Origin of the sequence: Roseburia sp. OM04-10BH (assembly GCF_003462605.1) — a bacterium.
Classification (GTDB): domain Bacteria; phylum Bacillota; class Clostridia; order Lachnospirales; family Lachnospiraceae; genus Roseburia_C; species Roseburia_C amylophila.
Window position 1 is genome coordinate 291,144 of sequence record NZ_QTZI01000001.1, and the last position, 26,594, is coordinate 317,737.

31 protein-coding genes are annotated in these 26,594 nt (G+C 35.1%); 30 read left to right on the plus strand and 1 reads right to left on the minus strand.

Going from position 1 to position 26,594, the window contains the following annotated elements; genetic code table 11:
- Positions 1-78: 78 nt before the first annotated feature.
- Genes DXB43_RS01315 through DXB43_RS01330 form a run of 4 tightly spaced genes read left to right on the plus strand, consistent with a single transcriptional unit; the run spans position 79 to position 2,523 of the window.
- Positions 79-666 carry a hypothetical protein gene (locus DXB43_RS01315; RefSeq protein ID WP_055238631.1) on the plus strand — a complete coding sequence of 196 codons (588 nt, stop codon included), beginning with the start codon at positions 79-81 and terminating at the stop codon, positions 664-666.
- Entirely contained in the window at positions 659-1,936 is a 1,278-nt protein-coding gene (locus tag DXB43_RS01320) for a GmrSD restriction endonuclease domain-containing protein (RefSeq protein ID WP_117946251.1), read from the plus strand. Before DXB43_RS01315 ends, DXB43_RS01320 begins: the two co-directional genes overlap by 8 nt.
- Positions 1,893-2,291 (plus strand): DUF3846 domain-containing protein, encoded by a 399-nt coding sequence (locus DXB43_RS01325; protein ID WP_117946253.1) that lies wholly within the window; start codon positions 1,893-1,895, stop codon positions 2,289-2,291. Before DXB43_RS01320 ends, DXB43_RS01325 begins: the two co-directional genes overlap by 44 nt.
- A gap of 1 nt (position 2,292) precedes the next feature.
- Entirely contained in the window at positions 2,293-2,523 is a 231-nt protein-coding gene (locus DXB43_RS01330) for a DUF4314 domain-containing protein (RefSeq protein WP_158567174.1), read from the plus strand.
- A gap of 49 nt (positions 2,524-2,572) precedes the next feature.
- On the opposite strand, the gene DXB43_RS01335 is transcribed toward DXB43_RS01330, so the two are convergent.
- On the minus strand, positions 2,573-2,809 hold the full coding sequence (locus DXB43_RS01335) for a helix-turn-helix domain-containing protein (RefSeq protein ID WP_055174231.1): 237 nt from the start codon (positions 2,807-2,809) through the stop codon (positions 2,573-2,575).
- Between the two features lie 155 nt (positions 2,810-2,964).
- On the opposite strand from DXB43_RS01335, the gene DXB43_RS01340 reads away from it, so the two are divergent.
- The 26 genes from DXB43_RS01340 to DXB43_RS01465 all read left to right on the plus strand — a co-directional run bounded on the left by DXB43_RS01340 (position 2,965) and on the right by DXB43_RS01465 (position 26,533).
- Complete coding sequence (locus tag DXB43_RS01340; protein WP_117946257.1) at positions 2,965-4,554, plus strand: hypothetical protein; 1,590 nt, start codon at positions 2,965-2,967, stop codon at positions 4,552-4,554.
- 1,471 nt (positions 4,555-6,025) lie between these two features.
- Complete coding sequence (locus DXB43_RS01345) at positions 6,026-6,631, plus strand: recombinase family protein (protein ID WP_117946259.1); 606 nt, start codon at positions 6,026-6,028, stop codon at positions 6,629-6,631.
- Positions 6,628-6,906: a hypothetical protein gene (locus DXB43_RS01350; protein ID WP_117946261.1), complete on the plus strand. Its 279-nt coding sequence runs from the start codon at positions 6,628-6,630 to the stop codon at positions 6,904-6,906. The genes DXB43_RS01345 and DXB43_RS01350 overlap by 4 nt, the downstream gene beginning before the upstream one ends.
- The gene (locus tag DXB43_RS01355; protein WP_117946263.1) at positions 6,899-7,639 is read left to right on the plus strand and encodes a hypothetical protein; all 741 of its coding nucleotides are present in this window, start codon (positions 6,899-6,901) and stop codon (positions 7,637-7,639) included. Before DXB43_RS01350 ends, DXB43_RS01355 begins: the two co-directional genes overlap by 8 nt.
- Positions 7,632-8,594 (plus strand): hypothetical protein, encoded by a 963-nt coding sequence (locus DXB43_RS01360; RefSeq protein ID WP_117946265.1) that lies wholly within the window; start codon positions 7,632-7,634, stop codon positions 8,592-8,594. Before DXB43_RS01355 ends, DXB43_RS01360 begins: the two co-directional genes overlap by 8 nt.
- Entirely contained in the window at positions 8,585-9,100 is a 516-nt protein-coding gene (locus DXB43_RS01365; protein WP_117946267.1) for a hypothetical protein, read from the plus strand. The genes DXB43_RS01360 and DXB43_RS01365 overlap by 10 nt, the downstream gene beginning before the upstream one ends.
- A 269-nt stretch (positions 9,101-9,369) precedes the next feature.
- Complete coding sequence (locus DXB43_RS01370; protein WP_330381179.1) at positions 9,370-9,558, plus strand: hypothetical protein; 189 nt, start codon at positions 9,370-9,372, stop codon at positions 9,556-9,558.
- A gap of 1 nt (position 9,559) precedes the next feature.
- Complete coding sequence (locus DXB43_RS01375) at positions 9,560-9,844, plus strand: Arm DNA-binding domain-containing protein (RefSeq protein WP_158567175.1); 285 nt, start codon at positions 9,560-9,562, stop codon at positions 9,842-9,844.
- Positions 9,844-10,911: a site-specific integrase gene (locus tag DXB43_RS01380; protein WP_117946271.1), complete on the plus strand. Its 1,068-nt coding sequence runs from the start codon at positions 9,844-9,846 to the stop codon at positions 10,909-10,911. Before DXB43_RS01375 ends, DXB43_RS01380 begins: the two co-directional genes overlap by 1 nt.
- A gap of 2 nt (positions 10,912-10,913) precedes the next feature.
- Positions 10,914-11,411 carry a plasmid mobilization protein gene (locus tag DXB43_RS01385; RefSeq protein WP_117946273.1) on the plus strand — a complete coding sequence of 166 codons (498 nt, stop codon included), beginning with the start codon at positions 10,914-10,916 and terminating at the stop codon, positions 11,409-11,411.
- A 220-nt stretch (positions 11,412-11,631) separates the two neighbouring features.
- Entirely contained in the window at positions 11,632-12,408 is a 777-nt protein-coding gene (locus tag DXB43_RS01390) for a Cof-type HAD-IIB family hydrolase (protein WP_117946275.1), read from the plus strand.
- A 21-nt stretch (positions 12,409-12,429) separates the two neighbouring features.
- Complete coding sequence (locus DXB43_RS01395) at positions 12,430-13,476, plus strand: HAD-IA family hydrolase (protein WP_117946277.1); 1,047 nt, start codon at positions 12,430-12,432, stop codon at positions 13,474-13,476.
- A 638-nt stretch (positions 13,477-14,114) separates the two neighbouring features.
- Complete coding sequence (locus DXB43_RS01400; RefSeq protein ID WP_117946279.1) at positions 14,115-14,573, plus strand: hypothetical protein; 459 nt, start codon at positions 14,115-14,117, stop codon at positions 14,571-14,573.
- A gap of 178 nt (positions 14,574-14,751) precedes the next feature.
- The gene (locus tag DXB43_RS01405; RefSeq protein WP_117946281.1) at positions 14,752-15,930 is read left to right on the plus strand and encodes a bacteriophage abortive infection AbiH family protein; all 1,179 of its coding nucleotides are present in this window, start codon (positions 14,752-14,754) and stop codon (positions 15,928-15,930) included.
- Positions 15,931-15,938: 8 nt separating this feature from the next.
- The gene (locus DXB43_RS01410) at positions 15,939-16,670 is read left to right on the plus strand and encodes a hypothetical protein (RefSeq protein WP_117946283.1); all 732 of its coding nucleotides are present in this window, start codon (positions 15,939-15,941) and stop codon (positions 16,668-16,670) included.
- A 19-nt stretch (positions 16,671-16,689) separates the two neighbouring features.
- Positions 16,690-17,385 (plus strand): hypothetical protein, encoded by a 696-nt coding sequence (locus DXB43_RS01415; protein ID WP_117946285.1) that lies wholly within the window; start codon positions 16,690-16,692, stop codon positions 17,383-17,385.
- An 84-nt stretch (positions 17,386-17,469) separates the two neighbouring features.
- Positions 17,470-18,438: a hypothetical protein gene (locus DXB43_RS01420; RefSeq protein ID WP_117946287.1), complete on the plus strand. Its 969-nt coding sequence runs from the start codon at positions 17,470-17,472 to the stop codon at positions 18,436-18,438.
- A 516-nt stretch (positions 18,439-18,954) separates the two neighbouring features.
- Positions 18,955-19,284, plus strand: coding sequence for a helix-turn-helix domain-containing protein (locus tag DXB43_RS01425; protein ID WP_158567176.1), 330 nt, complete (start codon positions 18,955-18,957; stop codon positions 19,282-19,284).
- Between the two features lie 106 nt (positions 19,285-19,390).
- The gene (locus DXB43_RS15075) at positions 19,391-19,528 is read left to right on the plus strand and encodes a hypothetical protein (RefSeq protein WP_158567177.1); all 138 of its coding nucleotides are present in this window, start codon (positions 19,391-19,393) and stop codon (positions 19,526-19,528) included.
- Positions 19,525-19,734, plus strand: a complete 210-nt coding sequence (locus DXB43_RS01430; protein ID WP_117946291.1) for a hypothetical protein — start codon at positions 19,525-19,527, stop codon at positions 19,732-19,734. The genes DXB43_RS15075 and DXB43_RS01430 overlap by 4 nt, the downstream gene beginning before the upstream one ends.
- A gap of 586 nt (positions 19,735-20,320) precedes the next feature.
- Complete coding sequence (locus tag DXB43_RS01440; RefSeq protein ID WP_117946293.1) at positions 20,321-20,644, plus strand: hypothetical protein; 324 nt, start codon at positions 20,321-20,323, stop codon at positions 20,642-20,644.
- Positions 20,645-20,649: 5 nt separating this feature from the next.
- Positions 20,650-21,234 carry a DUF6933 domain-containing protein gene (locus tag DXB43_RS01445; protein ID WP_117946295.1) on the plus strand — a complete coding sequence of 195 codons (585 nt, stop codon included), beginning with the start codon at positions 20,650-20,652 and terminating at the stop codon, positions 21,232-21,234.
- A 127-nt stretch (positions 21,235-21,361) separates the two neighbouring features.
- On the plus strand, positions 21,362-21,955 hold the full coding sequence (locus tag DXB43_RS01450) for a hypothetical protein (RefSeq protein ID WP_117946297.1): 594 nt from the start codon (positions 21,362-21,364) through the stop codon (positions 21,953-21,955).
- Between the two features lie 26 nt (positions 21,956-21,981).
- On the plus strand, positions 21,982-23,004 hold the full coding sequence (locus DXB43_RS01455) for a virulence RhuM family protein (RefSeq protein ID WP_117946299.1): 1,023 nt from the start codon (positions 21,982-21,984) through the stop codon (positions 23,002-23,004).
- 667 nt (positions 23,005-23,671) lie between these two features.
- Positions 23,672-24,523, plus strand: a complete 852-nt coding sequence (gene licT, locus DXB43_RS01460) for a BglG family transcription antiterminator LicT (protein ID WP_117946301.1) — start codon at positions 23,672-23,674, stop codon at positions 24,521-24,523.
- Between the two features lie 123 nt (positions 24,524-24,646).
- Positions 24,647-26,533: a beta-glucoside-specific PTS transporter subunit IIABC gene (locus tag DXB43_RS01465; protein WP_117946303.1), complete on the plus strand. Its 1,887-nt coding sequence runs from the start codon at positions 24,647-24,649 to the stop codon at positions 26,531-26,533.
- Positions 26,534-26,594 lie beyond the last annotated feature (61 nt).

A 26,594-nucleotide genomic window follows, 5' to 3' on the forward strand; every position in this document is an offset into this window, starting at 1 on the left:
AATAACTTGCAATTCACTTCAAACAGAGTGATAGATAACACACGAAAAAAATTAAACTCACGAAATGGAGGATTTATTATGGTTAAGGTTTTAGTTAATGGAGGCTTATTTGAAATAAGCAAGGTTGAAGAGATTGTTGAAAAGAGAGTGCCTTTCAATGGAACAAATATAAGATTGGTGCAGATTGCCAAGGACAGTAAGCAAGCTGTAAGTGGATTACACTTTCAGGTAAAGAATACTGAGTGCAACGTCTTTGCCATCGGTGAGTTCACGATTGGTAATCTGCCAACAGCTAAGGTCAAGGAAATCATGAAGCAGTTATTATCTGATGGTTATTATGATTTCTCTGATTGTGATTTCCAGCCGATGATGTTTGTGGAAAAGTACAAGTTTGATGAAGGTAAGAGCAAGCCATATTTTTGTCAAGGCTCACTCATCCAGTTTTATGCACCAAACGATGTTTTCAACTGTCCTTTAAATATTAATAGAGCAGAAGTTCAGGCTGAGTTTGGAGATGAAAAAGATGATTTATCTGATATGTCAGATGAGGAACTTCGACAGGCTATCTATGAACTGGAGGATACTACTATGCTTCGCTTAGGTCAGATGAGCCGAGAGGAGCTGGAAAAAGAATACGATGGAATTGAGGTGGATATGGATGAATAGATCAAGTCTGCCAGTATCTGTAAACACGATGAAGAAATGGTTTGAGTCTGATGACAAGGTGCTTCAATGCACCTTGCCATTTCAGAGACATAGTGGTATGTGGAGTTCTATCCTTAAGTCAAATCTTGTATGGAGTATGCTTGCAGATTCCTATATTCCACCGATTGTCTTGTTAAAAGATAAGCGAGGCGAGGATTCTAAGGGCAAGGATATCTTTGGCTATCAAGTTCTCGAAGGACAACAGAGACTTATTACAACTTTGTTCCCATTCTTAAATGATGAATGGACATTGCATGGTTCAGTTGAGCCAGTAGAAGTTGAGGGTTTTACATATGATATCGCCGGTAAGAAATATTCAGAGCTTGAAGAGGAGCTTCAGGATATTATCAAAAACTACAGATTTACAGTACAGGCTATTGAGAATTATACGATGGAAGAAGCTGAAAAGTTGTACTTTAATATCAATAGTGGTGTAGCTCTCTCAGCAATGCAGAAAGGTAAAGCTAAGCTTGGCAATGAGCTGATGGAGTTTGTAAACACTCTGCTTTCAGGCAATTTCTTTACACAGGCTATTAATATCACAGAGAAACAGGCTCTCAAAGAAGATGATTTGCTGATGCTGATGCAGGGCATGGCATTGCTCGACCAGCGACACGAGCAGAGAGAGTTTAAAAATATCTCCGCAGCATCTATGCTTTCATATGCCGAGAGTATCAGAAACAGTTATAACGAGGAAAAACAGCAGATGCTTATGGAAATCGTAGATTACCTTGATTCTTCATTTGAAAACAAGAATAAATTCCTGCGTAAAAACAATGTTCCTATTGTAATCGTGATGTCAAAGATAGCCATTGAGAACAATGTAAAGCCTGAGCTTTTCAAGGCATTTATCAATGATTTTTCCAACGCTTTATATCCTGCATATGAGGAGGCAAGTGGCTCTGGCAATATTAAGATTGCAAATGTTAATCAGAGACTCAAGGTTATGTTTGTTGCCATGTGTAACTACTTTGGCTGGAATATTGATGAAATAGGTAAACCCTTTGAAAGTGAAGATACATGGACTTGGGATGCAATAACTTCTGAAAACTCTGAGGTTGATGATGTTACAGCAAGTACTGATGAGGACTCGCCAGCTATGGGTAGTTTTATAAATGAGCCTACGGAAGAAGTAGTGAATATTGAAGATATGGACACAGAAGGCGATGATGCTGAGGAGGTTGTAGATGAAGCAGGAGAAAATACAGGCATATCTGCTGAGAGTGAATAAGCTGTCGGGTGTAGTTTATAAAGGCTATCTTGCCGAGGTTGATAACACCTTGGAGGCTGAGCAGAGATATGTAAATTATGATGAGCCACATGGATTGATTACAGTCTTGAGTATTACTGATGAGATTGATGTCATTGCTAATGATGAGGGCAAACTAAAAAACTATCCTATTAATCGTTTTGTTGTTGATGATATGGGTGGAGTATATGATATGCTTGTTGGTAATCTAATGTGTGTAAGGCATAATAGTGAAGGCGAATTCACATCGATAAGAGAGGAAGATATTCCTGTTATTGAAAGTCATTTGATACCTCTGATGCCAGATAAAATGATAGATTATGAGGAGGCAGAGTAATATGTCATACCCTATCAATAAGAAAGAGGTTTACTCTGCAAGATATCCTAAAGGAACTATTGTGGAGCTTATAGAGCCTATTGATGACGAGTACAGTCCAAAACCTGTAGGTAGCAGATTTAAAGTGGAATATGTAGACGATGCTCTACAATTACAAGGTCACTGGTTGCCACCAGCATCAGGCAGTATTGCTATCATTATAGAGCAGGATAAATTCAAAGTAATAATCTAAGGTACAAAGTAAGCGACTGTTTTTGATTCAGTCGCTTTACTTATACAATCTATTCATGGTGAGAAGTATCGGGCTTTTTGTATTCTATAAGAGCTGATATATCTACATCAAGATAATCGCATAACTTACAGATTAGGTTTGTGTCCATTCTCTGGAATTCATCTCGGCAGTATCTGTTGAAGTTACTGCGAGGAATGTCCAAATCTTTACAGATTTTGTTTTTGGAGATACCTTTTTCTGCAAGGATTTCATTTATGCGTAAGTGTAAAGAACCATAGTTGCACATGAAAATTCTCCTTTACTTTTTACCATAAATTGTATATAATAAGTGCTGATACAATAACTCACTATATAGATACTCACTATACAGTGAGTATGAGCGTAAAATATGTAGAATTATGAGGTTTTACAAATTATTCAAAAGAAGGAGAGATTTATTTTATGAGAAAGAAAAAGTTTGCAGCCACAGCAGTTGCTTTGGCTATGGCAGCAGTAACTGTATTTTCAGTTGGAAATACACCGAGTGTAAAAGCTGCTGATGTAACGGACAAATCAGCAATAAATATTGCTGTAGATGGTGATTATGAAGAAAAGTCGCTTTCAAAAGCTGATATGGAAGCAATTGCTAATCAGATGGGATATGAATATTTTGGAGGCGATTTTGTCGTATGCGGTAGTAATACAACAGCATATGTTGACTGGGAAAACAGCAGTATCCCATATTGGAAAGCATATGATTCATTTGTATTAGTTCCAGTTTTATCAAGAGATGATAATGGCAATCTTTTAATAGAGAAAAATGAAGATGGTTCATTAAAGACAAAGATTAATGGTGCATTAGGCTGGAAGGGTAGTAAAAGTGGACCTGCAATTATATATGACAGCACTTCGGAATTTGGAAAGGTTACTGGAAAAAGATTCAATATTCTTCCAAAGGAATATTGGTCAGAAGATTCAAATTTAGGCTGTATAAACCAGAATATGGGTTCTAGAGAAATTGGTTATAATGGTGTTATGGCTGACGATGCATATATCATTAGAGTATATTATACAACAGATGATTTAGGAAATCTTAATGTGGCTAGTGGACTTGAAACCTGGGGAGACGACAATACAGATACATATGGTGCAAGTATATCAGATGCTGATTGGGATAAATATTACACATTGGAAAACAGAGTCAGTTCTTATGTAGATTATTGGTTCCTCCCAGAAGGTGTATCAACAGTATTAAACTTTGAAGATGAGACTCCAGCTCCATCTCCAAGCGAGGATAATTACACAGTTGATTTAGGTGATTCGCAGATAGTTTCTGCTGATACATTTGCTTCAATTTTGGCTGAGAATGCTACTAAAGATGTTATTATCAAGTCAAATAACAATGTAACATTCACATTTGCAAAAGGAACTATGTCAAGTGTAGATGGAAAGACAGAATATGATTTTTCTACATCAATCAACAGTGCTTATGCAGATACAATGCCATCCTATATTACAAAGGATAATTTTGTATCACAGATTAACTTCAACTACTCAGGCAAGTTACCAGCAACAGCAAACATCCGCTTCTATGCAGGAACAGAGTATGCAGGTCAGACCCTTTATTATTCACTTATGAATGCTGACAATACCTTTGCAGAGGTTCAGGCTGTCGTAGTAGATGCTGATGGTTATATGACTGTAAAGCAAGACCATTGTTCAAGCTATGTTGTAACAAAGACAGAGCCAAAGTTACCAAGCAACAATGATACAAAGACTGATGATGGAAATACCTCTAACAATGGCGGTTCATCTGATAATGGAAATACTTCTAACAATAGTGGTTCATCTAATAATGGAAATGCTTCTGCATCAGATAATAATACATCATCTGGAAATACTACTGTATCAACAGATAAGAACGCTTCATCTGCAAATACAACAGCTACATCACCAAAGACTGGCGATATGACACCAATCGCAATATATGTTGTGATGGCAGTTGCAGCTATGGGAGTAATCGTATTTGTAAAGAGACACAAAACAGCTTAATTGAATATTATGAGCATAGTCAGACCAGTGATTCTTCGGAGTTGCTGGTCTTTTTGCATTTCATGAAGTATGTATGATTGCTCGGAACTGTTGTTTGTGGCTTGGCTTTGGCATCTGCCCACACAGGCTTTCTACGGGCATTGTGGTCACGTCCTCGACTATTATGGTACGCTCGCCACAAATGGCACACGCAGGCTCACAGGGGCAAGTGTTTATGATTGGTTCTGAATGCTTGGATGGTCTCGCAAAATAAGGGGGGTAGATACCTAGCAGTGCTGTTTTTTTTATGCGTTTTAATATGAAATAAATTTGTTTTAATTCCTGCTTATGGGTGTTTGGAGTTAATAATCTCTGAACAGAGCCATTCTTATCATAAGTAAATATATTCTTATATGAAATCATTTGTGTTATGCTGTTCATAGCTATTCTGAAAATGTCTTAATCAGAATTGCCATGATTTTATATGCACTGATTATGTACTAAGTGATTCTATCGTGAAATAATACATTCTGATTTTATAATGAGTTGGTCTTTGTTGTATTCTGTTGGACTGGTGACTGCTCTTAATAATAGTCTTTGTTCCAATCTATTCTTCTATAGTAATATGAATTATTATTGCAATCGCAAATCAATAAATCCTTTTAGTGATTTCCCAAATTCCCAAGAAAATTGAGTGATGTATAAATGTATGGCTCTGAAAATATAGCAATCATGCAAAAACAAGATTTGTCTATTCTAATATAAAAATAACTTTATTTGTGTATAAATCAATATTATCTACAAGCCAGTTCTGTATTCCTTATCTACTCTATCTAATTGCAAATCCTAAAGTATCCATAAGATTTTGAAATATTGACACAAGAGTGATTGGTGTCCTTGCTTGTGAAAATGAAACTGATTGAAAAAAGTGATGGAAATTGTAACATTTTCGGTAAATTTGAAACATCAAGCCTACCGAAACCTTGAATTATGGGCATTCCTATTATTGGCTGAAAACTTAAATTGTTACCAAAAGTGATTGTTGGCTTTCTTCTCTACTTTGAAGAAAGGCTCATCATTTGGAAATCATACATAACCACCAAATGCCCTGAGTACTTTTTGGCAGAAATAGACACTTCAATAGCTTTGCGCAAAGAGTTATAGTACCAGCAACCGTTCGGAAAGGTCTTAAAAAGTTCATTTGCTTGTATTTGCCTTATTTAGCCGATTTTATGGTTCAATGCCAAATACTCCGATGAGGCTTTTAAAAGTGGCACACAGCTCAAATTATGCGGTGGTATTTTGGACAGGCGGTTATATCGGTCTGAACTGGTGTAGGTACTGCGTTCATAAAACCATGCTTTTACGCACTATCAAATATCAGGGTAAAAAATGGTTCAGAAATGTGGTATTTGCTATTTGCGGAGGTTCGCTCAGTTACAGGGACTTTTACGAACGGAAATCAATATTTAATGGAAGGAGTCTTGCTATTATGGAATTTGGTTATGCACGAGTCAGCACTTCACATCAGAATACTGACAGGCAGATTGAAGCTTTGCTTGAGTATGGCATTCCAGAGAGAAATATCATTGTAGACAAGCAGTCTGGTAAGGATTTTGAAAGGATGGGATATCTTGCTTTGAAGAATACAATGCTTCGAGCAGGAGATACCTTAGTTATCAAGGAACTGGACAGGCTTGGCAGAAACAAGCAGATGATAAAAGAAGAACTGGAGTGGCTCAAAGCTCACGAGATCCGAGTGAAAATCCTCAATGTTCCAACATCTCTGATGGAGTGTGATGGTCAGGATTGGATACTGGAAATGGTATCCAATATTCTTATTGAGGTTATGGCATCTATTGCAGAGGATGAGAGACTGAAAAATCATCAACGTCAGTCTGAAGGAATACAGGCAGCTAAAAATAGGGGTGTTGTGTTTGGCAGACCTACTGTGAGAAAGCCAGAAAATTATGAGACTGTTATGGAGAAGGTTGCAAGTGGGGATATGAAAGCTGTTGAAGCAATGCGAGAGATGGGGATTAAGAAAACCACTTTTTATAAGCTGAAAAAATTATATCCGATGGAGGTGACTGTATGAGTATCGAGGATGGTATCAGAAATTTTGTGGAAAAAAATCCTAAGTATAATATTTACGAAAACTACTCAGGTCGTGGAATGTTTGGCAGAACTTGTTTAGGTGTAGTAGTTAGCCAGCAGGATTCATTCATGGACTTTATTATTAAGCTCACAAAGTATCTGGATGACAATGGTATTGAAGATGTTGATTTCTCATTGGAGGGGGTATCCTACGATGCCTTGGGCTTAGACACGATTGTGTATTTCCCAAATATAGGGGGGATTGTGTATGACTAAGTTAGCAAAATGGCATGTTGAAGAAATTTTGGAAAATTTTGTGTTGGGAGGCTTTCCTGTAAAGGATGATGATAGGTTCTTAGCTTGTTCATCTATTCTTACATCTATGATTGATACGGTTGAGGTTGATGAGCCTAACAAGGCTTTTATTTTCCATACAATGTCTGGCAGTGAATACCTTTGTCCATTCGAGGACATTAGATGGACTGATAGGTTTGCCGAATTTTCCAAAGACAATTTGGAGCGTTTAAAGGTTGTTCCACATTTTGTAGACGAAGCAATAAAATTAGCTCATGAAAAAGAAAGTTCTTTTGTTGCTTGGTTAGAGAAGGAAATCTTTAATGGAGATTTATTCATTGAAATAGGAGCTGGTGGCATTTTAAATGTTCATTTCAAATATGAGGATAAAGTTCATCGCTTAAGTAATCAGATACATATGGGAATGTTTAAGGATTCTTATCTATACCAGCTTTCAGGGATAGTTGATTTTCGTCATTATGAATTTATTGGCGGTTCAGTAAACACTTACCATATGAGCGATTCAATTAAGAGATTGGTTGTAAACAATATAGGCAGCAGACCTGTAACTATAGGCAATGTAGTTTATAGGCATGGAGTAACTGTTACTCTTGTAACTGAAGAAAACCATCCAGAAGGACTGATTAGTCCTGATGCATTCAATGGCAAGAGTTTACTTAGTGATTTTATGGAAGGAGTTGATTTGCTTGATTAAAGTTATTCTTTACCACCCAGGACAATATGGTGTATTTAGTGATGATACATACCATGTATGTGAAGATGTGTATGCTAGATTTGAAATGCTTGTAGGGAATGAAGAATTTCCTTTTCGAGATGAGGCATCTATAGCTTTTCTAAAGAAGAGAAATTGCAGTTTCATAGAAGGTGATAGATATGCTATTCGTAATGGAGCTGATATTGATAGAGTTTTTCCTATCACATATATCAATAGGTGTGAGCAGGAAGGTCTTATTTTAATTAGCAATTCACAAAAGGGTATCTATACGCATACAAAGCATCTTGACCGCTTAGTTATCAATGCTTTAAAGAAATTAGATATTGATATCTTGCTTGCAGTATGTGTGGATGAGGATTATGTCTATGGTATTTTATCTGCAGTAAAAGATTTTGAAGCAGTTAATTTTGACTATGGTGAAAACTTATTTACTTTCTGTCGTAAGTTTGATTATGACTGGAAACGAGATCTACCAGATATAGCTCAATTAATAGACATGAAATATCCAGAGGGTTGTGAAGTTATCTTAACTTACAAAGAATGGTTTGAGGCTGGTGTAATTTGTGATAAGAAAATATTTGCAAAAACACTTTTAAAAGAAAAGCTGAGAAGTAGAAGACTTGCTATTATGTTGATTGATTTTATGAAAGACAAGTCAGTCAGGTTGTCAAAAATCAATTCAACAAAGAACCCAGATACTAGACTTCTTTTTGATGATCTGCCATCTGTTGCAGATGATGTAAAGAGGACATTTTATCTAATTATTGATATTGATGAAACTATCCGCAGTGAAAGAGATATAGTTGATTATTGTATCTATGGTGGTTGGATAAATAAAGAGTTTGTCGAGGTATTGGGTAAGGAAGAAGCCTTACCTATATTTGAGGACTTGATTCCATTTATTCTTAGAGAGGAGATGATTTTATGTGGCTGAGTTACCATGTTCCTTGTTTCTATATTAATCGGGGTGGTATATGTGCCTGTTTCAACAAAGATTTCAAAGCAGAGCTTTTAAAAGGTTTAGAAAAAGAGGGAGTTACCTATATTAAGCTGGAAACAGTCAAAGTAAAAATGGGTGATGATTTTGTGGATGAGGAGATTTTAAGTTTTTATACAGATGATAAAAATACACATGAAAAACTACAGACTTTCCTCGATATTTTTGATGATGCAGTTAATAAGTATGAGTCAGATTTAAAACAGAACTGTTATTTCTTTGAGTTTGATTGGTGTATGTTGTATGTGAATTGCTCAGGGGAAACTACAAGAAAACGTGGTCGTATATCACCAGTAATTAGAAAACTTGAAGAAGTATGGAGAGAGCATCCAGATCTGCGTTTGGGACAGCTTTTGGTTAACTGTGCAGGTGACAAGGATTTATTTAACTTGGAGGATGACGAGCTGATGGAGGTGCTGGAAAGGTTTGGTGGTGAGCTATGAAAATTGTTAACAATGTTATTATGCCGAGTTGGATAAAGACATTATAGAAATAATGAGTGTTTGTGTGTTAAATAGTGGAATTGCAGAATTATAGGGTAGACATTTATGCGATGTTAGCAATTTTTTGTTAGGAGTAGCAGAAATAATAAGGCAAAATAAGTTTATCTTAGGCAAATCGAAATATGCTCCAGTAAGGAATATCATAACATCATCGAAAGAAATCAGTGCACAGTTTTCTCGATAATATTAAATATCAGGAGATTACTAATATGAACAAAATATATTTTACTGCAGATGATGTATCACAGATGCTTGGAGTATCAAGAGGTCAGGCTTACAAGATTATTAAGAGACTTAATGAGGAGCTTGAAAAGAAAAAATATATTGTGGTTGCTGGTAAAGTGCCAAAGAAATATTTTTCAGAGAGATATTATGGCGGAGTTATGGAGGAGATGTAAGATGGCTTATTTTAAAAGAAATCCTAATGGAAAATGGTTTGTGCAGTTTCGCTTTAGAGACTGCACTGGGGCAACCTGTAGAAAGCAAAAAGGTGGTTTTAATAGGAAAAGAGACGCTGAGGCTTGGATGGAAAAATACATATTTGAGATGCAAACTGGAAAGAAAATCACAGTAGAGATGGAAAAATTTAATTTGAACATCGCTATCTGCAATATTGGAAAGTGCAATGTAGATGTACAGATAATAGAAAAGTCTCAAAGTAAAAATAGAGGAGGTATCGCCTAATGGCATCAATTAAAGAAGAAAAAAACAATACTTACTCAATTCAATTCAGATATAAGAATTATGCAGGTGTGAATTGTAGAAAACATAAATTCAATTTTAAATCAGAAAAAGAAGCTAAGGAATGGATGGAAGAATTTATACGAAAAGAGCAATCAGATGTTAGTATGACATTTCAATCATTTTATCAGGAGTACCTTGAAAATCAGAGTGCTGACTTAAGAGCCAGCACTCTGGCAACAAAAGAGCATATTGTCGCTTTGCATATTATGCCATACTTCAAAGATAGGAAACTGGAGAGTATTACTGCTGTAGATATTATAAAGTGGCAAAATAAGATTAAGAAGAAAGGATTCTCTGACTCTTATCTTAATACAATACATAGCCAGTTAAGTGCTATTTTCAACCATGCATGCAGGATTTATAATTTGTCGACTAATCCTTGCAAAGCAGCAGGAGGAATGGGAAACAAAGATTCTGGAAACATAGGAGTTTGGACTAATGAAGAAATGGAACGATTTCTAAATGCAGTTTCAGATAAACCAGTAGTTAAATATGCTTTTTTCTTATTATACTGGACAGGCATTAGATTAGGAGAGCTTTTAGCTTTGAATATTGCAGATATTGATTTTGAAAAAAAGACTTTAAGTGTAACAAAGTCTTTAAATCGTATAGATGGAAAGGATGTAATTTCTTTGCCTAAAACTAAGTCTAGTATCAGAACCATTTATTTGCCACAATTTGTGATGGATGAAATGAAAGATTACTGTGGAATGTTATATGGTAGAGGTGCTAAGGATAGATTGTTTGTTGTTACCAAAAGCCATCTTGAAAAGGAAATTAGGAGAGGAGCAGAGCTTGCAGGACTTACTCCAATAAGGGTACATGATTTACGACATAGTCACGCATCTTTATTGATTTCTCAAGGTGTAAATGTGGCTGTTATTTCAAGACGATTAGGACATAAGAGTATAAAAACAACATTAAACATTTATGCTCATATGTTTGATAAAGATGCTAAGGAAGCAGCAGATATGTTGGATAAACTTTACAATGGTGAGGAGGACTAATAATGCCAGGGGTACATAAGAATAAGACTATTGCTTTTAGACCAGAAGAATGGGAGCGTATTATTATAGAAGAAAAAGCAGCACTTAGCGGAATGAGTAAGAAGGATTTTATTGCTAAGAGCTGTATATATTCTAATATTTGTGTTGTCGGTAGTAAGGTAAATATTAAAAAAATCTTGGATACAATACAAGAAATGAAATATAGTTTAACTGAAATCTCCAGTAGTATATCTGCTGGGGATTTCCCTTTGTCAGAGGAAACATTTACTGAAATGTCGTTGCGATATGTTTCAGTGTGTAGTATGATTATAGACATCTTAGATGGTGCATCATACCTTTTTGATAAGAAACCACCATTTAGAGGTTCGGTCTTAGAAAGAGAGGAACATTTGAAGCAATTATTAGAGTCCATAGGAAATCCGGATAAGGACGGGACACCAATTCAAGACGGGTCAATTATGGGACAGAAAAAATGCGATGGTGGAGACGAGACGCAATAAATGCGATAAAAAGGTCGTATTTTATATCAAAAAAGTCGGTTTATAACCAGAAATAAAGAACTCGAAGCGGAGTTTGAATAACGGATTAAAATGCCGAAAGCCTGTATTTATGCGGGCTTCCGGCATTTGTTTTATCAAATGGCTCTAGTTTGGCTCTATTTGTGGGGAGAGTAATTGATGCAAATATAATTATTCAGAAGAATGAAAAGGAAAAAATGATATGAAGAAATGCAAACTTCTTTTATTTGATTTAGACGGAACTTTATTACAGAGTGACAAAACAATATCAACCAGAACATTATCAGCTCTAAAAAAATGCAGGGGAAATGATATATTGATAGGTGTTTCCACCTCCAGAAGTGAGCAAAACTCTTTGGTATTTTTAAATGAATTGATGCCCGATATTTTAATATCGAGTGGAGGTGCATTAGTAAAATACAAAACAGAATATATTTATAGGGCAGAATTTTCCGAAGAAGAAACGAATGTGATGATTGACATGGCAAGAAATATTTGTGGAAATGATTGCGAAATTACGATAGACACAATAGATGCACATTATTGGAATTATAAAATAGATCCTAAGAAGTTAGATAAGAGTTGGGGAGATAGTATTTATACAGATTTTTCAGATTTTAACGAATGTTCATTAAAAATGTGTGTTGAGATATTTAATCAAGATAAGGCAGATAAGCTGACTCGAAGTCTCTCTGATTGTGATTGTATTCGTTTCTCTGATGGATTTTGGTACAAGTTTACAAAAAAGAATGTGACGAAAGAAAACGCAATTATGAAGATTACGGAAGTATGTGGATTTAGTACAGATTCAATTATTGCATTTGGAGATGATTATGCAGATATCGGAATGCTTGAATTATGTGGAACAGGTGTTGCAATGGGGAATGCGATTGATGAGGTAAAAGAGAGAGCTGATATTGTAATTGGTTCAAATGATGAAGATGGTATTGCGGGTTTTATTGAAAATGAAATATTATAGATATGTACATGGAGAGGAAATATGGTGGAAGTAAAATTTTATGATACGGTTAATGATGAACTATTGAAATTTGCAGTGATTATCTCACAGAGTAACGGCAAGTGGGTATTTTGCAAGCATAAAGAAAGAGATACATATGAAGTGCCGGGAGGGCATAGAGAAGATGGTGAGGATATTCTTGAAACAGCCAAACGAGAACTATATGAAGAAACAGGAGCAATAACTTTTGATATTACTCCAATTTGTATATATTCTGTGACTGCACCAGATAATTTCGATGGAATGGAGACTTTTGGAAAATTATTCTTCTCAGATATACATACATTTGAAAAAGAGCTTCACAGTGAAATTGAAAAAATAGCAATTATGGATGAACTACCGATTAATTGGACTTACCCAGAAATTCAACCCAAACTGCTGGAAGAAGCAAGAAAAAGAGGATTTTGCCCCAAAAAGGACGAAATAAAATGGCTATTTTTTGATGTTGGGTCGACATTGGTTGATGAAAGCAAAGTTTATGAAGACAGGATGAAAAGGATAGCGGATTTATCAGGTTTAACTTACGAGCAAATTTATAAATATGCCATGTCGTTTTATAAAGAAAACAAAAAAGGAGACTTAGAGGTAGCAAGGCAATTGGGCGTGAAACTACCTAAATGGGAATCGCAATACGAAAGGCTGTATACAGATACCAAAGATTGTCTGAAAAAGTTAAGTAGAATTTATAAAATTGGTGTAATTGCAAACCAATCACTAGGAACTTCTGAGAGATTAGAAAATCTTGGAGTACGAAAATATATTGATTTGATTATCGCATCAGCAGAAGAAGGTGTTTCAAAACCAGATAGGCGAATATTTGAAATTGCATTGGAAAGAAGCCGTTGCAGACCAGAGAATGCAGTTATGATTGGTGACCGTATTGATAATGATATTGTACCTGCAAAACAGTTGGGTATGAAAACTATATGGGTAAAACAGGGATTTGGAAGTTTGTGGAATATAACAGATGAGAGTGAAAAAGCTGATATTGAAATTAATAACTTATCTGATATATTAAAATATTTATAGGGAATGAGTCTATGAAATAAGATTCAAATTACAATTGTTCTTGCAGAACATATGATATATATGCTAGGGTACTCTTTAAGGAAAGTACCCATGACAGGGCGTTAAGCATCTGGGGGCACTTGCTTAGTACCGATGACGGCTTATGAGATCATTTCGATTTTCATTGGGATATTAGCATTGCTGATGTCCTTTGGTAGCTTGATTGTAGCGTTGCTTGCCTTTCTCGATAAAGAGAAAAGATCTTCGAGGAAGAGCAGGCGAAAATAAAAATGCCTATCCTGTCTGCCAACAGGATAGGCGGTGTCTGTAAGGACATTTCTTTAGCCTAAACTCGGAGCATCCACCTTTGGAGAGGGTCTCTTTCATATTTTGAAAACTACTTGATACTCCATTTTCTACACTCTTACTCATTGTGTAAGTAATTGTTGTTGTAGAGAAATCTTTGCTATAAGAAACTTTAATTTTTAAAATTCCAATCCATTCTTGCATATTTATCTGGAACAGGGATATTGTGTGCCTTGCAATCATCTTTCATCTTTTGAAAGAAGCGGTAGAAAGCACAAGCAAAGGCATCTGCCATGTGGTTGTTGTAGAGGAGCTTTTCATCCTTAGGCAAGAAAAAGATAATCCAATGTGGGATGACCGCAGCTAGAGAGTTCCTTAAGAAAATAAATCATGAGGGACTGCCATTGTTTAATCCTTTGCATGGAGAGGGAGGAACAGGGAAGAAAGGCAGTAAGACCTCTGGAGGTAATGAATCCAAAGAAGTGAAGTGGAATCCAATTGCAAAACAGCTATATAATGCAATCATGTGGGTGATTGTAATTATAGATGCTAAGCCAAACACCGCAATATATGAGGTCAAGGAAAAGGTGTGGAAATTTAAAAGCTATGAGCCATTTCCAAGTCAAGTGAAAGCTGTAAATACTATAATAGGAAAGAATATAGTCGGAAAAACGTTAACCGAAGCCATTGATGAATTTAGGGTAAATAATAATGTAAGGGATAATATGTGCCGATTTGATGATTTGGTGGATATTATAAATAATTACACTGATAGGAATGGAAATAGGGTAGAGTTGGAAGCGAATTTTTAAGGAATAGGTTTGGCAAAAAAGGAGAAATCCACCCTAGATGATTTTGTTGTTATACAGGGTGGATTACTGATATAATAGAAAGAAATAATTAAACTATAGATTAGAAAAAAATATAACAAGGTTTTAGATGGACACAAGAGGATGAGATTAGGATATGATGTAAAGGAGCGGATTTTGGATGAATATACTTGTAATAGGAAATGGATTTGATTTAGCACATGGACTGCCGACAAAATATAGAGATTTTTTGAAATTTGTTGAGGTGATTAGGCAGGTATTAAATGCAAAAGGTAAGGAGATTGATTGGAAAGATATACATTTAGAAATTAAAGAACTTATAAAAATTAATATGAAGAATGTAAGGAATAATATTTTTTCGCAGGAACAGATATGGCGAGAACTGTTAGAAGAAAATTTTTGGATTGAGTATTTTTTACAATGCCCTATGTACCAAAAAGAAAATTGGATAGACTTTGAAAGTGAAATATCAAATGTAATTCAAAGTACTGATTTTGATATGAAGAATAACAATTTGAAATTAGATGATGACGCTTCTATAGTAAGTAACTTTTATCTGGAAAAGTTTTTTCATAAAAGATTGCCGGCAGCTGTGTTAGATTTTGGAGAAGACACACAAGTGATTACATTTAGAGAAATGCGAGATGTTTTATATCAAGATTTAAACAAATTAACAAGAGCCTTTGAGATATATTTGTGTGAATATGTAGGAAAGATACAAAGTGTGAAAATTTCAAAAGAAATAAAAAGTCTTAGAATTGACCATGTTCTTAGCTTTAATTATTCCCATACATACCAAAAGCTCTATGATAAATTAAAAAAGATAAAATATGATTATATACATGGAGAAAGCCGGTTTAATAGCACCTTAGAATCTAATAATATGGTGCTTGGCATAGATGAATATTTAAATAAGAAAAGTAAGGATAAGGAAATAGATTTCATTGCTTTTAAAAAATATTATCAGAGAATTTATAAAAAAACTGGAAGTGAATATAAAAATTGGGTTGATGAAATTGCTAACAGTAGATATGAAAATGAAGTGGCATTGCGTGAACGATTTCCAAAACAGATACCATATAAAAAATTCAACTCTAAACATAAGCTATATATTTTCGGACATTCATTGGATATTACGGATAAGGATGTTTTAAGGGATTTGATTTTAAATGATAATGTGTATACGACAATATATTATTTGAACAAAGGAGTAATGGGGCAGCAGATAGCAAATCTTGTTAAGGTCATTGGACAAGATGAATTAATAAGAAGAACTGGTGGAAGTACGAAGACTATTGAATTTAAGTTACAGGCTAAGCTTGTGGAAAGAAAGGGATAATTTGATATATGAACGAAGAATTAGAATTGGCAAAGGTATCGTTAAAAAATGCAAATGATTATGCGGACATAAAAAGTAATCCAGTAGTGGAATCTGTTTTAATGCCGATAGTGAAAGCGATTCCTGTTATTGGGGATATGATAGATTCTTCTATGAATAAAGTAATTGAAGAGTTTCAGGAAAAGAAAGAGAATGAGTTGATAGAGGTTATTTTGAAGGATAAAAATAGTATCACATCCGATATGGTTAATGATGTGGAATTTATTGTAAACTTTGCAAGAACACGAGAAGCAGTTCGCAGGTTAGCAACTAATGATAAGGTAAAATATTTTGGAAATCTCATAAGAAATGGTTATCTATCGGGTGAACATATTGAAAATAGCAAATTTGAAGAGTATTTGGATATATTAAATACTATGTCATATAGAGAGATTCAGTATTTGATTGATTATAAGAAATATTGTGAAGAAAAAAGTAAAGGAAAAAAGGTGAAATATAATAGATGGGCTTATTTTAGGAAAGAATATGCAGAAATACAACAAGTTACAGAAGTTGAACTTTGGAGCGTATTTATGAGAATTAAAAGAACCGGCTTCATAGAAGAGGAATATGAAACAGAAAGTGGAGATGTTGATGCAGATGATAATACATTTAATTCATTAACTGTTGATAGTAATGGTTTTTATATAGATAACAGTTTTCATGGATTCTATGATATGGTTTTAGAAGTGGAAGGATAGTAGAGAGAAGAGAGGGTTTATGAAATTTCAGCCATTAGAACCATGGATTATGGGGAACGGAAGTATTACTCCTGAAAATTTCTATGGAAAGTTGAAACCAGATTTTAAAATGGGAGCATATATATTCTTAGATAAAGCAGTGGATTTATATTTGGCAAATACAGTTGATACAGGAAATTTGCGGGATTCTTGGAGATTAAATAAAGGATATATTGAAAAAGTTTGTGAAATAATAGAAGTAGATGAAGAAAATGGGTTTGATTTAGACAATGAGCAAAAACGATGGATTTTAGATGAATTAGGAGAACCACCGGAATGTTGCTATAATCTATACTTTATAACCATCTATAATGAAATAGAAGAAAAATTGGTATATGTTGGCAAAACAGATTCTAAGAAAAGTAGATTTGTGAATGGACATCTCGCAGCATTAAAATTACATAATCCAATGTATAATGGTTATAACAAAAGAATTTATTTTGGAACAATTATGTTTTTATCAGAAATGAAAGAGTATGTTCCTTTGGAATTTATCACACCGTATAACTTGGCAGAAAAATATTTAGGCGAAATGGAAGCATTTTTGATAGATAGATTAAATTCTGAATTAAATGTAAAGAGTGAGAGAATAGGAGAAATGGAAGAGTTAGGTGTGGTACATATACAAAATTTTAGTGATGTGACTATGTTTATGCATGATAATTTTGTGTATTAGAAAGAAATTGATAACTGCAATTTAATTAAATTAATAAGAGTTCTAGCACCAAGTGACATTGAATGCTGAAAGTGGTTGAGGTATATGAATACATATGATAATTATACTAAATTAAAAAGAATAAGAAGAGAAAATGAATGTTTATTTGAGGGTGTAGCATTTCAATGTGCAAGACAAGGAAAATGTAAGACAGAAAAAAATCATTTGATTCAAAAATCATCGTATTTAGAACGAATATCACATAGGGGAAAGGTTTTAGTGTTTGATTTTGAAAATAGGGATTATATTAAAAATAGTAGAAAATTAGCAGAAAGGGCAATAAAAAAAGCAAATACTTTTCATGTGTTATGTGGAGAGCATGATAAATATTTGTTTGATGAAATCGAAAATGATAAGGCATTTGATGAAAATAACAAAAAACAATTATTTCAATTTGCGCTTCGTGCTTTTATATTTTCCTTGTCCGAAGAATTGATGAAAGATAATTTTGAAAATATTATGAATGATGATATTTCAAATAAAGTGGCTAAAGTACATTTGAAAATTAATAATGAAAGGTTGGAAACTTATAAAAAATTATTACAGAATCAAGAATGGGATGGTGTAGAAACAAAAGTAATAAAATTAAATAGGGAAAGTAATTTTATTTCGTGTGTATACAAAACTCCGAATTATGGGTTGGTATTTCCAATTCAATTAACTAATTGTGGTATTTCTTTCAATGCATTCCCCAATAACGGAAAGACTATAGTTATGTTGTCATATTTAAAAGGAGATGTGACGGCTAAAGGGGCAGAAAGATATTGTAATAAATTAGTGAAGTTAGCAGAAAAGAATGAAGAAAAATTTGTAAGATATATGAATAAATTTATAGCTGCATTTGACCATAATATTGCTATTTCTCCTGTGTTTTGGGATGATTTGAATGAAAGTGAGAAACAAAATTTTTATGAAATAGCACAGATTTTCCCTAAATGTAAAACGTTATTTGGTGGATGTATAGGATTTATCAAGTTAAAGTTAAAGAAAAAGGCACCCAAGCTAATTCTATAGTTGTTTATAGGATAGGGGAAGAAATATGCTGACAAAGTAGAATATTTACGCTATAATACCCTTACAAGGTCAAATATCTCCTTATAAAAAGGCAACGCCCTTTATCCTCAAGGGGCAAAAATCTTTAGCCTAGGGAATGAATAAAATAACGAGAAAATAAAGACCTTGTAGAGCGGAAAACCGTTCTATGAGGTCTTTTTCTTTTACTTAAAACCATGGAGAAAACCTTGAAAATAGAGGAATATCGAGAGATAAGAGAGAAGAAATAGAGAGCAAGCCAAGACCTTGAAGGAAGTCCAAAGAAGCCTTGAAAGAGAAAATAGGTGAGGATAAAGGATTTTGCCTTTTGAGGATAAAGAGGGTTGCCCGAATATAGGATTTTGCCTCGCAAAGCTTGTATTTAAGGGCTTTGTGGGGCTTTTTCTTTAGTTAATGGTGTGGTAATGGTGGCATTTTCAGCTATTCTTCTTGGAAAAACTTTATTTGGTATTCTAAATAAATATGCGGAGGTACTGCATGGATAAAGCATTACTTACCACAAAGGATGCAAACAGTCTTATTGGCTGTTCGCAGTCAACCTTGAGGAACTATGAGGCTGTAGGTCTTTTAGTCCCAACAGTAAAGGTTGGCAATCGGAGATATTACTCTGGCAATCAGGTTACTTATTTTATTCTTGACTGCTGTAGCGGTAGTATTGATGATAGAATTGAACAGTGGTACTTTTTATCAAACTCTGAGGTTGGAAAAAGGTTTGCTATAAGCTATGAAGACTTAGAGGAACTTGACCAAAAAGGTGTATTAGTTCCTTGTAGGAGGTTGTCACTCAGCCATGGGATATTAGGATAATTGATGGAGAATCATATCTGTTTTGTCCGCTGTAATATGTTTACGAGGAATAAAATGATAAAGAGTAGCATTAAACAATAATTTGTTAAGATATTGAGGAAAAAGAATGGGTAAATATGATGAAGTAAATATAGAAAAAATAATGAATACTCCAAGAGCAAATACAGAATTATCACGATTTGCAAAAATATATGACGCAATGACAATGAAAAAATTTCAGATATTTCAGGGAATTCTGCGTTGACAGAAATACAGAAAATGTTTAGTAGGTATGATGAAATACTTAAACCGTTACATATGGAATTGCTTGGTATGATTGGAGAATTAATAGAAGAACAAACAGCAGGGATAAAAAAATATGATTTATCAGGATTCAAAAGTTTTATAGAGGATGGGGGGAACAAATTAGAAGAGGATCATTCCGTTCAGACAGATATCAGTTTACTGTAGTAATGCCGAACCTGAACTATGATGTTTCTCAAGAATTTGAAGAAAATAAGACAATGTCCGAATCAATGTCCAAATTAATGTCCGAATTGGAAAGAACAAGAATGCAGATTATTTTGCACTATCTCGATACAAATAAAGAAATAAATAGCTCTATTGCAGCAAAATTATTGAAAGTGGAAATAAAGACGGCAAGCCGACTGTTATCGAAGGCAGAAAAATTGTACATTCTTAATAGTTATGGAAAAACAAAGAATAAAGTATATTTTAGAGAATAGAGCAATGAAATAGAGAGAAAGACATCAGCAGATCCAATTAATCATACAAATGCTTTTATGTTGAAGTCAATAACTCTTATAATGAAGATGGGGAATGTCACAGAAAATGTCATAGAAATTTTGAGAAAAATCAAGTAGCTAAAATCAGAATATTTTAAGAAGAAGCATTCTAAAGCGTATGAGACTCTATGATATAGCAAAATGCGATAAAATCGGGATTTGCAGATAAATTATAAAGTTGTAGTCTCAAGACAGTCTCATTTTTGAAATCGTTTGTTGAGACTAACATGAGACTGAGGAGGTTCAAAATCATGGACATAAGTAAAAAAGATTGGAAGCTATTTCGAGAAAAATTATCAGGTTGGCAGGAAAATTATATGGAAGGTCTTGTTAAAGAGTATGCAAATTTTATGAATGATGATAAAAAGCCTGCATCAGAGAAATTCTGGGAACTTGCAAAACGGATAAAAGAAGATAAGCGTCATCCGGGTGTTATCATGGAGATGAGTAAATCAGAGGCAATATGGGATATTGTTCGTCTCATTAGACTGAAAGTAATTACATATGATGATTTATCAGACTTTAGTGATGAATTACAGATGGAAGTAAAAAGAATACTTGAGATGAGCAGGTGATACATATGGAGATTGGTGCAACAAAAGCAGTTCAAGATCGACTAAAAACAACAAAGATTGAAGAAAGCAAAGGTGCTTCACTTGTGTTCTGCTGGGACACACATTTGACGAAAATAAAAGGAAGAAATGTTTTGTTTATTGTGAATGCCAGTAATCGTTATACAATAGCAATGACAGATATTGAACCAAGAAACTGGAATTACTATACAATGTATATCCGCAGTGTGATTCATGGCGTGATGCAGGAAATGGGATATTCCGAGGAACAGATAGGGCAGTATTTTAAAATGTCAGGCGATACAACTGTAACAAAAACTCATGGTAGGAAATCGGTTGGTGGCATTAACAGAATGGTAATGGATGCACAGTATTTTGGTAAGAAGCTGGAGAAAGAAGCAAAGTATCAATGGGAACTTAATGAGTATCTGAACAGAGATATCTGCCAGCCAGAGGGATTTGATGCGTATGGATATCCGAGCGAACTTTTTAAATTAGACATAGAACGATTAGGGATTGCTGCTAAGAGAAAGCCTGCAAAGGTAATTGATTTTACCAGGTACATAGATACTAATCGCAGTTCTAACCATTAGCGCAAAAGAATTGTTAAAACAATTGTTTGGGCATAAGAAGTTAGTTTGCAATGACGAAAAGCAAGATGTATAAAATAATTCGTCGCTAAAAAAGTGACGAAAAAAGCGACGGAAAAGGAGAACATTTATGAGCATAACATTTGAAATAGTCAAATTTAAAAAGCCAACAAAAGATGATTTGTCTAATTTACATATGTTTAATCCTTATGGTTCTATTCCAATATTAGATGATGATGGCGATAGCACGGGATGGAATATTTATATGTTCAGGGATGATGATAAGGATATACAGAATATTATAAATAGCAGTTATGCAGTCAAAATGGAACTCCCAGAATGCATTACAGATTATGATAGTTTTTTTGAAGATTTGGGATTCCCTAAAGAGGTAGTAAGGAATGGAGATGTTCGCATTATAAAATCCAATTCCAGATATATTACTATTTCTTATGGTGATAAATCAAAGGAGATAGAAAAAAGCAGGCTTGAAAAATATAAGGTGATGGTTCAAACAAAATGTGTTGTTTTGAAGATTAAGGCTTTATGGAACGGCAGTGAAAATAATCTATATGGTATAGATAAAAAGAAAGCTATAAAGTGTATACCAGATATTGAAAATTATGAATATGTTCCAGTTAATAATAGTATGCTGGCAAAAGCAGAAATTCCCTTCTTGATATTTGAAAGAAACGGGGGAAAATGTTTTATAGAGATGTATTGATAGAATCTAGAGAAAGGAATGCGTTTATGAGCAAAGAATTACAGATAAGAAATAGCACTGTGGATTTTCTAGTTTTTACACGAGATGCAGGAGAAGAAGGAATAGAAGTCAGGGTTCAGAATGGCAATGTTTGGTTGACGCAGAAGGCAATTTCACAGCTTTTTGATGTAGATAGAAGTGTGGTTACAAAACATCTGAGTAACATTTTTAAAGAGGGCGAATTAGATGAAAATTCAGTTTGTGCAAAATTTGCACAAACTGCGGATGATGGAAAAACATACAATTATAAGTTCTATTCGTTAGCAGCTATTATTGCTGTGGGGTATCGAATTAATTCAGAACGGGCAACACAGTTCAGGACATGGGCAACCAAAGTGTTAGATACATTTACAAAGCAGGGTTATGTTCTTGATAAAAGCAGATTGATTAATGGACAGATTTTCGACGAAGACTATTTTGAGCATCTTATTGCTGAGATTCAGGAAATCAGAGCAAGTGAGAGAAGATTTTGCCAGAAAATTACAGATATATATGCAACAGCAGTTGATTATGATAAGAATTCACAGGTGACAAGAGAGTTTTATGCAACAGTTCAGAACAAGATGCATTATGCAGTTCATGGTAATACAGCGGCAGAAGTGATTGTTGCAAGAGCTGATCATAATAAAGAACATATGGGACTTAAATCATGGAAAAATGCGCCTGATGGTAAAATAGTAAAAACAGATGTGTCAATTGCAAAAAACTATTTAGAAAAAGAAGAACTTGCAGAATTGAATGAGATTGTGACAATGTATCTTGATTATGCAACAAGACAGGCACGAAGACATATTCCTATGACTATGGAAGATTGGAAAACAAAGCTTGACGCATTTCTTAGATTTAATGATGCAGAAGTACTTCAGGATAAAGGAAAAGTTACTGCAGCTATTGCAAAGGAATTTGCAGAAAGTGAGTTTGAAAAATACAGAGTTATACAGGATTCACTATATGAAAGTGACTTTGATAAATTGATGAATGATATGGAGAATTATGGTACTACCCATTAGTACCACAAAATTTTTCCTTGCAGAAATATCGCTTGGAGATTATAATTTCCATAGGTGGACTTGCAAACCGACAGAAATTTATTCTGTGAATAGTAAACAAACCTGCAAGCCACCGGAACTACACACAATAATGACAATATAGCAATGGTACTGGATTGGTACTAAAAATATGTGAAACGAAGAATAACGTGTGGAAAAAAGTATGAGTTATCAATATAAAACGGTATAGATAACTGTACTGAAATAATCAAAATCAAACCAGACTTTGCGAGTTTGAGTAGTAAACTGTAAATTAGCAAACTCTATTATCCTGAAATTAGTAAACTTCATTGTCCCGTCATAGGTAGAGTCCTAAACATATTTTTTGGTATGTTTGGGGCTCTTTTTTTAATGGAGAAAGAGGGTACATATCAATCCGTATGGCAGGAACATCAGAGGATTTTGTCAAAGTTCACAAAAATATTATAAATATTTTATTAAATATTCCAGATAGACAACATATATTTTTTCTGATACGATTACATACAGTTATTAAATAGTTACGAATCAGAAGGATTGTTACTGAAATATTTATTTATCGTCAGGCAAGACCTTATAGTAGTATAGGAATAGGTTTTCTATATACTGTAATGGTCTTTTTTTTGTCTGGCAACGGGGGAACAGGAATATGGTTATCCATAAGATTTTGAATAATAATCTGATACTGTCCAGGGATGGACAGGGACATGAAGTTATTGTAAAGGGCTGCGGAATTGCCTTTCAGAAAAAGAAAGGACAGCAAGTGGAGGAGTCCAGGATCGAGAAGATCTTTACTGCGGAAAATGCCCAGATCAGCAAGGAGATACAGGGTTATCTGACTGCTATTCCGGAAAAATATCTGGATTTTGTGGGAGCTTTTGTAAATGAAGTGAAGGAAAAAGAGGGGATGAAATTAAATGACAGTATTTATTTTTCCCTTAGCGACCATATCATGGGTGCGATCTCCAGACTTGAAAACGGGATCCGTCTTCAGAATATGCTGCTTCTGGATATCAAGCAGCTTTATCATAAGGAATATGAGATCGGCTTGGAATTACTGAAAAAGGTAAATGAGATGTTCGAGGTAGATCTTTCTGCAGATGAAGCAGGATTTTTTGCATTACATTTTGTGAATGCGGAAGATGGCGGCAAGACGGACAGCTATCAGATTTCCATTATCGTACATCAGATCCTGGACATCGTGGAGAAGTATTATGACAATATGGAATTTCAGGAGGATAATCTGTATTATCAGCGGTTTCTCACGCATCTGAAATATTTTGCCCAGAGATTCCTTCATAAAGAGCTTCACTATGATGAGAATCAGGAGCTTTTCAAGATTATCAAGGAGCAGTACAGAGAAGCTTACGGCTGTGTAAAAATGATCTATCTTATGATGGAAGAGGAATATAAATACGCTATGACTGAGGACGAAATGCTGTATCTGACGATTCATATCCAGAAGATCACAGAAGACCATAAACGTCTGAAAAATCTGTGAAAAGAGATTGTTTTATAAATTAGGTGTTAATGGATTGTTACTGAAATACGTGCCATGTGCGTATCTTTTCAGGCAAGACCTTTAATATAAATTTCAATATTTATTATTAAAGGAGGTCCCCAAATGAAAAAGGACTATGCAAAAACTGCAGACACACTGATTGCAGCGCTGGGCGGAAAAGATAATATCACCCGTCTGTTCCACTGCATGACAAGGCTTCGTTTCTATGTGAAAGACAGATCGAAGATCAATGAGAAAGAGATTTTAAAGCTTTCTGAGATCTCCGGCGTTAACTGGCATGAAGATCAGTTCCAGGTTATCGCAGGAAACGAAGTAAACGCTGTTTACAAGGCATTGGAAGACAAAGGCGTTCCTACCGATGATGCACCGGCAGCGAACTCTGACAGCTCAAAGAGTGTTGTTTCAAAAGTTATCGATGCCATCACCGGATGTATGACCCCGATGATCCCTGCCCTGACTGCAGCCGGTATGATCAAAGTTGTACTTACCCTGCTGACAACTTTTCATCTGGTATCAGAAACAAGCAGTACCTACCAGGTGATCAGTTTTATCGGAGATGTTACTTTCTACTTCATGCCGTTCCTGATCGCAGCAAATGCTGCCAAGGTTTTCCGCGTGAACCAGTCACTGGCGCTGTTTATTGCCGGTGTTTACTTAAGCCCTACCTTTGTAACTATGGTAGCTGGTGATGCGGCCATCACACTGTTTGGTCTGCCGATTACAAAAGCAACTTATTCTTATTCCGTTATTCCGGTTATCCTGATGGTATGGATCACACATTATATTGAGATTCTGGTTGATAAGATCACACCAAAAATGGTAAAACTGATCCTGAACCCGACACTGGTAATTCTGGTCAGTGCACCGATCGCCCTGATCGTAGTTGGACCGATCGGAACAATTATTGGTAACGGACTTGCGGTAGCCATCAACTTCCTGTCCGTAAAACTTGGTTTCATTATTGTAGGTATCCTTGCAGCAACCTTCCCGTTCATCGTTATGACCGGTATGCACCATGCGCTGACACCGATCGGACTGAATGCCATTGCAACCGGTGGTAGCGATACACTGATCTTTGTATCTCAGGTATGCTCTAACCTTGCACAGTCCGGAGCTTCTCTTGCAGTAGCTGTAAGATCCAAGGACAGCAACATGAAACAGCTGGCAAGTGCAGCCGGTGTTTCCGCTCTTATGGGTATCACAGAGCCTGCTCTGTATGGTGTTACACTGAAACTGAAAAGACCGGTTGTAGCAGCTTCCATCGCAGCCGGAATCGGTGGTATCGTAGGAGGACTTCTTCAGGTTTCTCTTTACATTGCACAGAATTGTATCATGGCGATCCCGGCGTTTATCGGCGAGAAGGGATTAAGCAATCTGATTTATGGAATCATTATGATCGTGGTATCTTTTGTAGCTGCTTTTGTTCTTACACTTATCTTCGGATTTGAGGATGTAAAGGCTGAGACAGAGGATGAAGTACAGAACACAGATACAGAAAAACAGCCAGTACAACAGAACGCTCCGCTTGTAGATAAGATCGAGCTTTGTGCACCGGTAGCAGGAACTGTAAAAGCACTTTCCGATGTTCCGGATAAAACTTTTGCTGATAAGGTTTTAGGTGACGGAGCAGCGATCGTTCCATCAGAAGGAAAGGTTTATGCACCGGCAGATGGTACGGTGGCAAATATCATGGAGAGCAAACATGGAATCATGTTTGTGACAGAAAGTGGAGTAGAAATTCTGATTCACATCGGACTTGATACTGTAAATTTAAATGGTAAATATTTTAAATCCCATGTTTCTGAGGGAGATAAGGTAAAAAAAGGAAAGCTTCTTGTGGAATTCGATATGGATGCCATTAAGAAAGAAGGATATGATCTGATCACACCGGTTGTTGTGACCAATATTTCTGATTATATCAAAGCAGTATGCATGGAAAAAGAAGATGCAGCTGTAAATGCAGGAGATAAATTTCTGACTATTGTATAAGAATAACAACGAAACATCAGGCGGAGATAACAGATCCGCCTGATGTTTGTAAAAAGGAGAA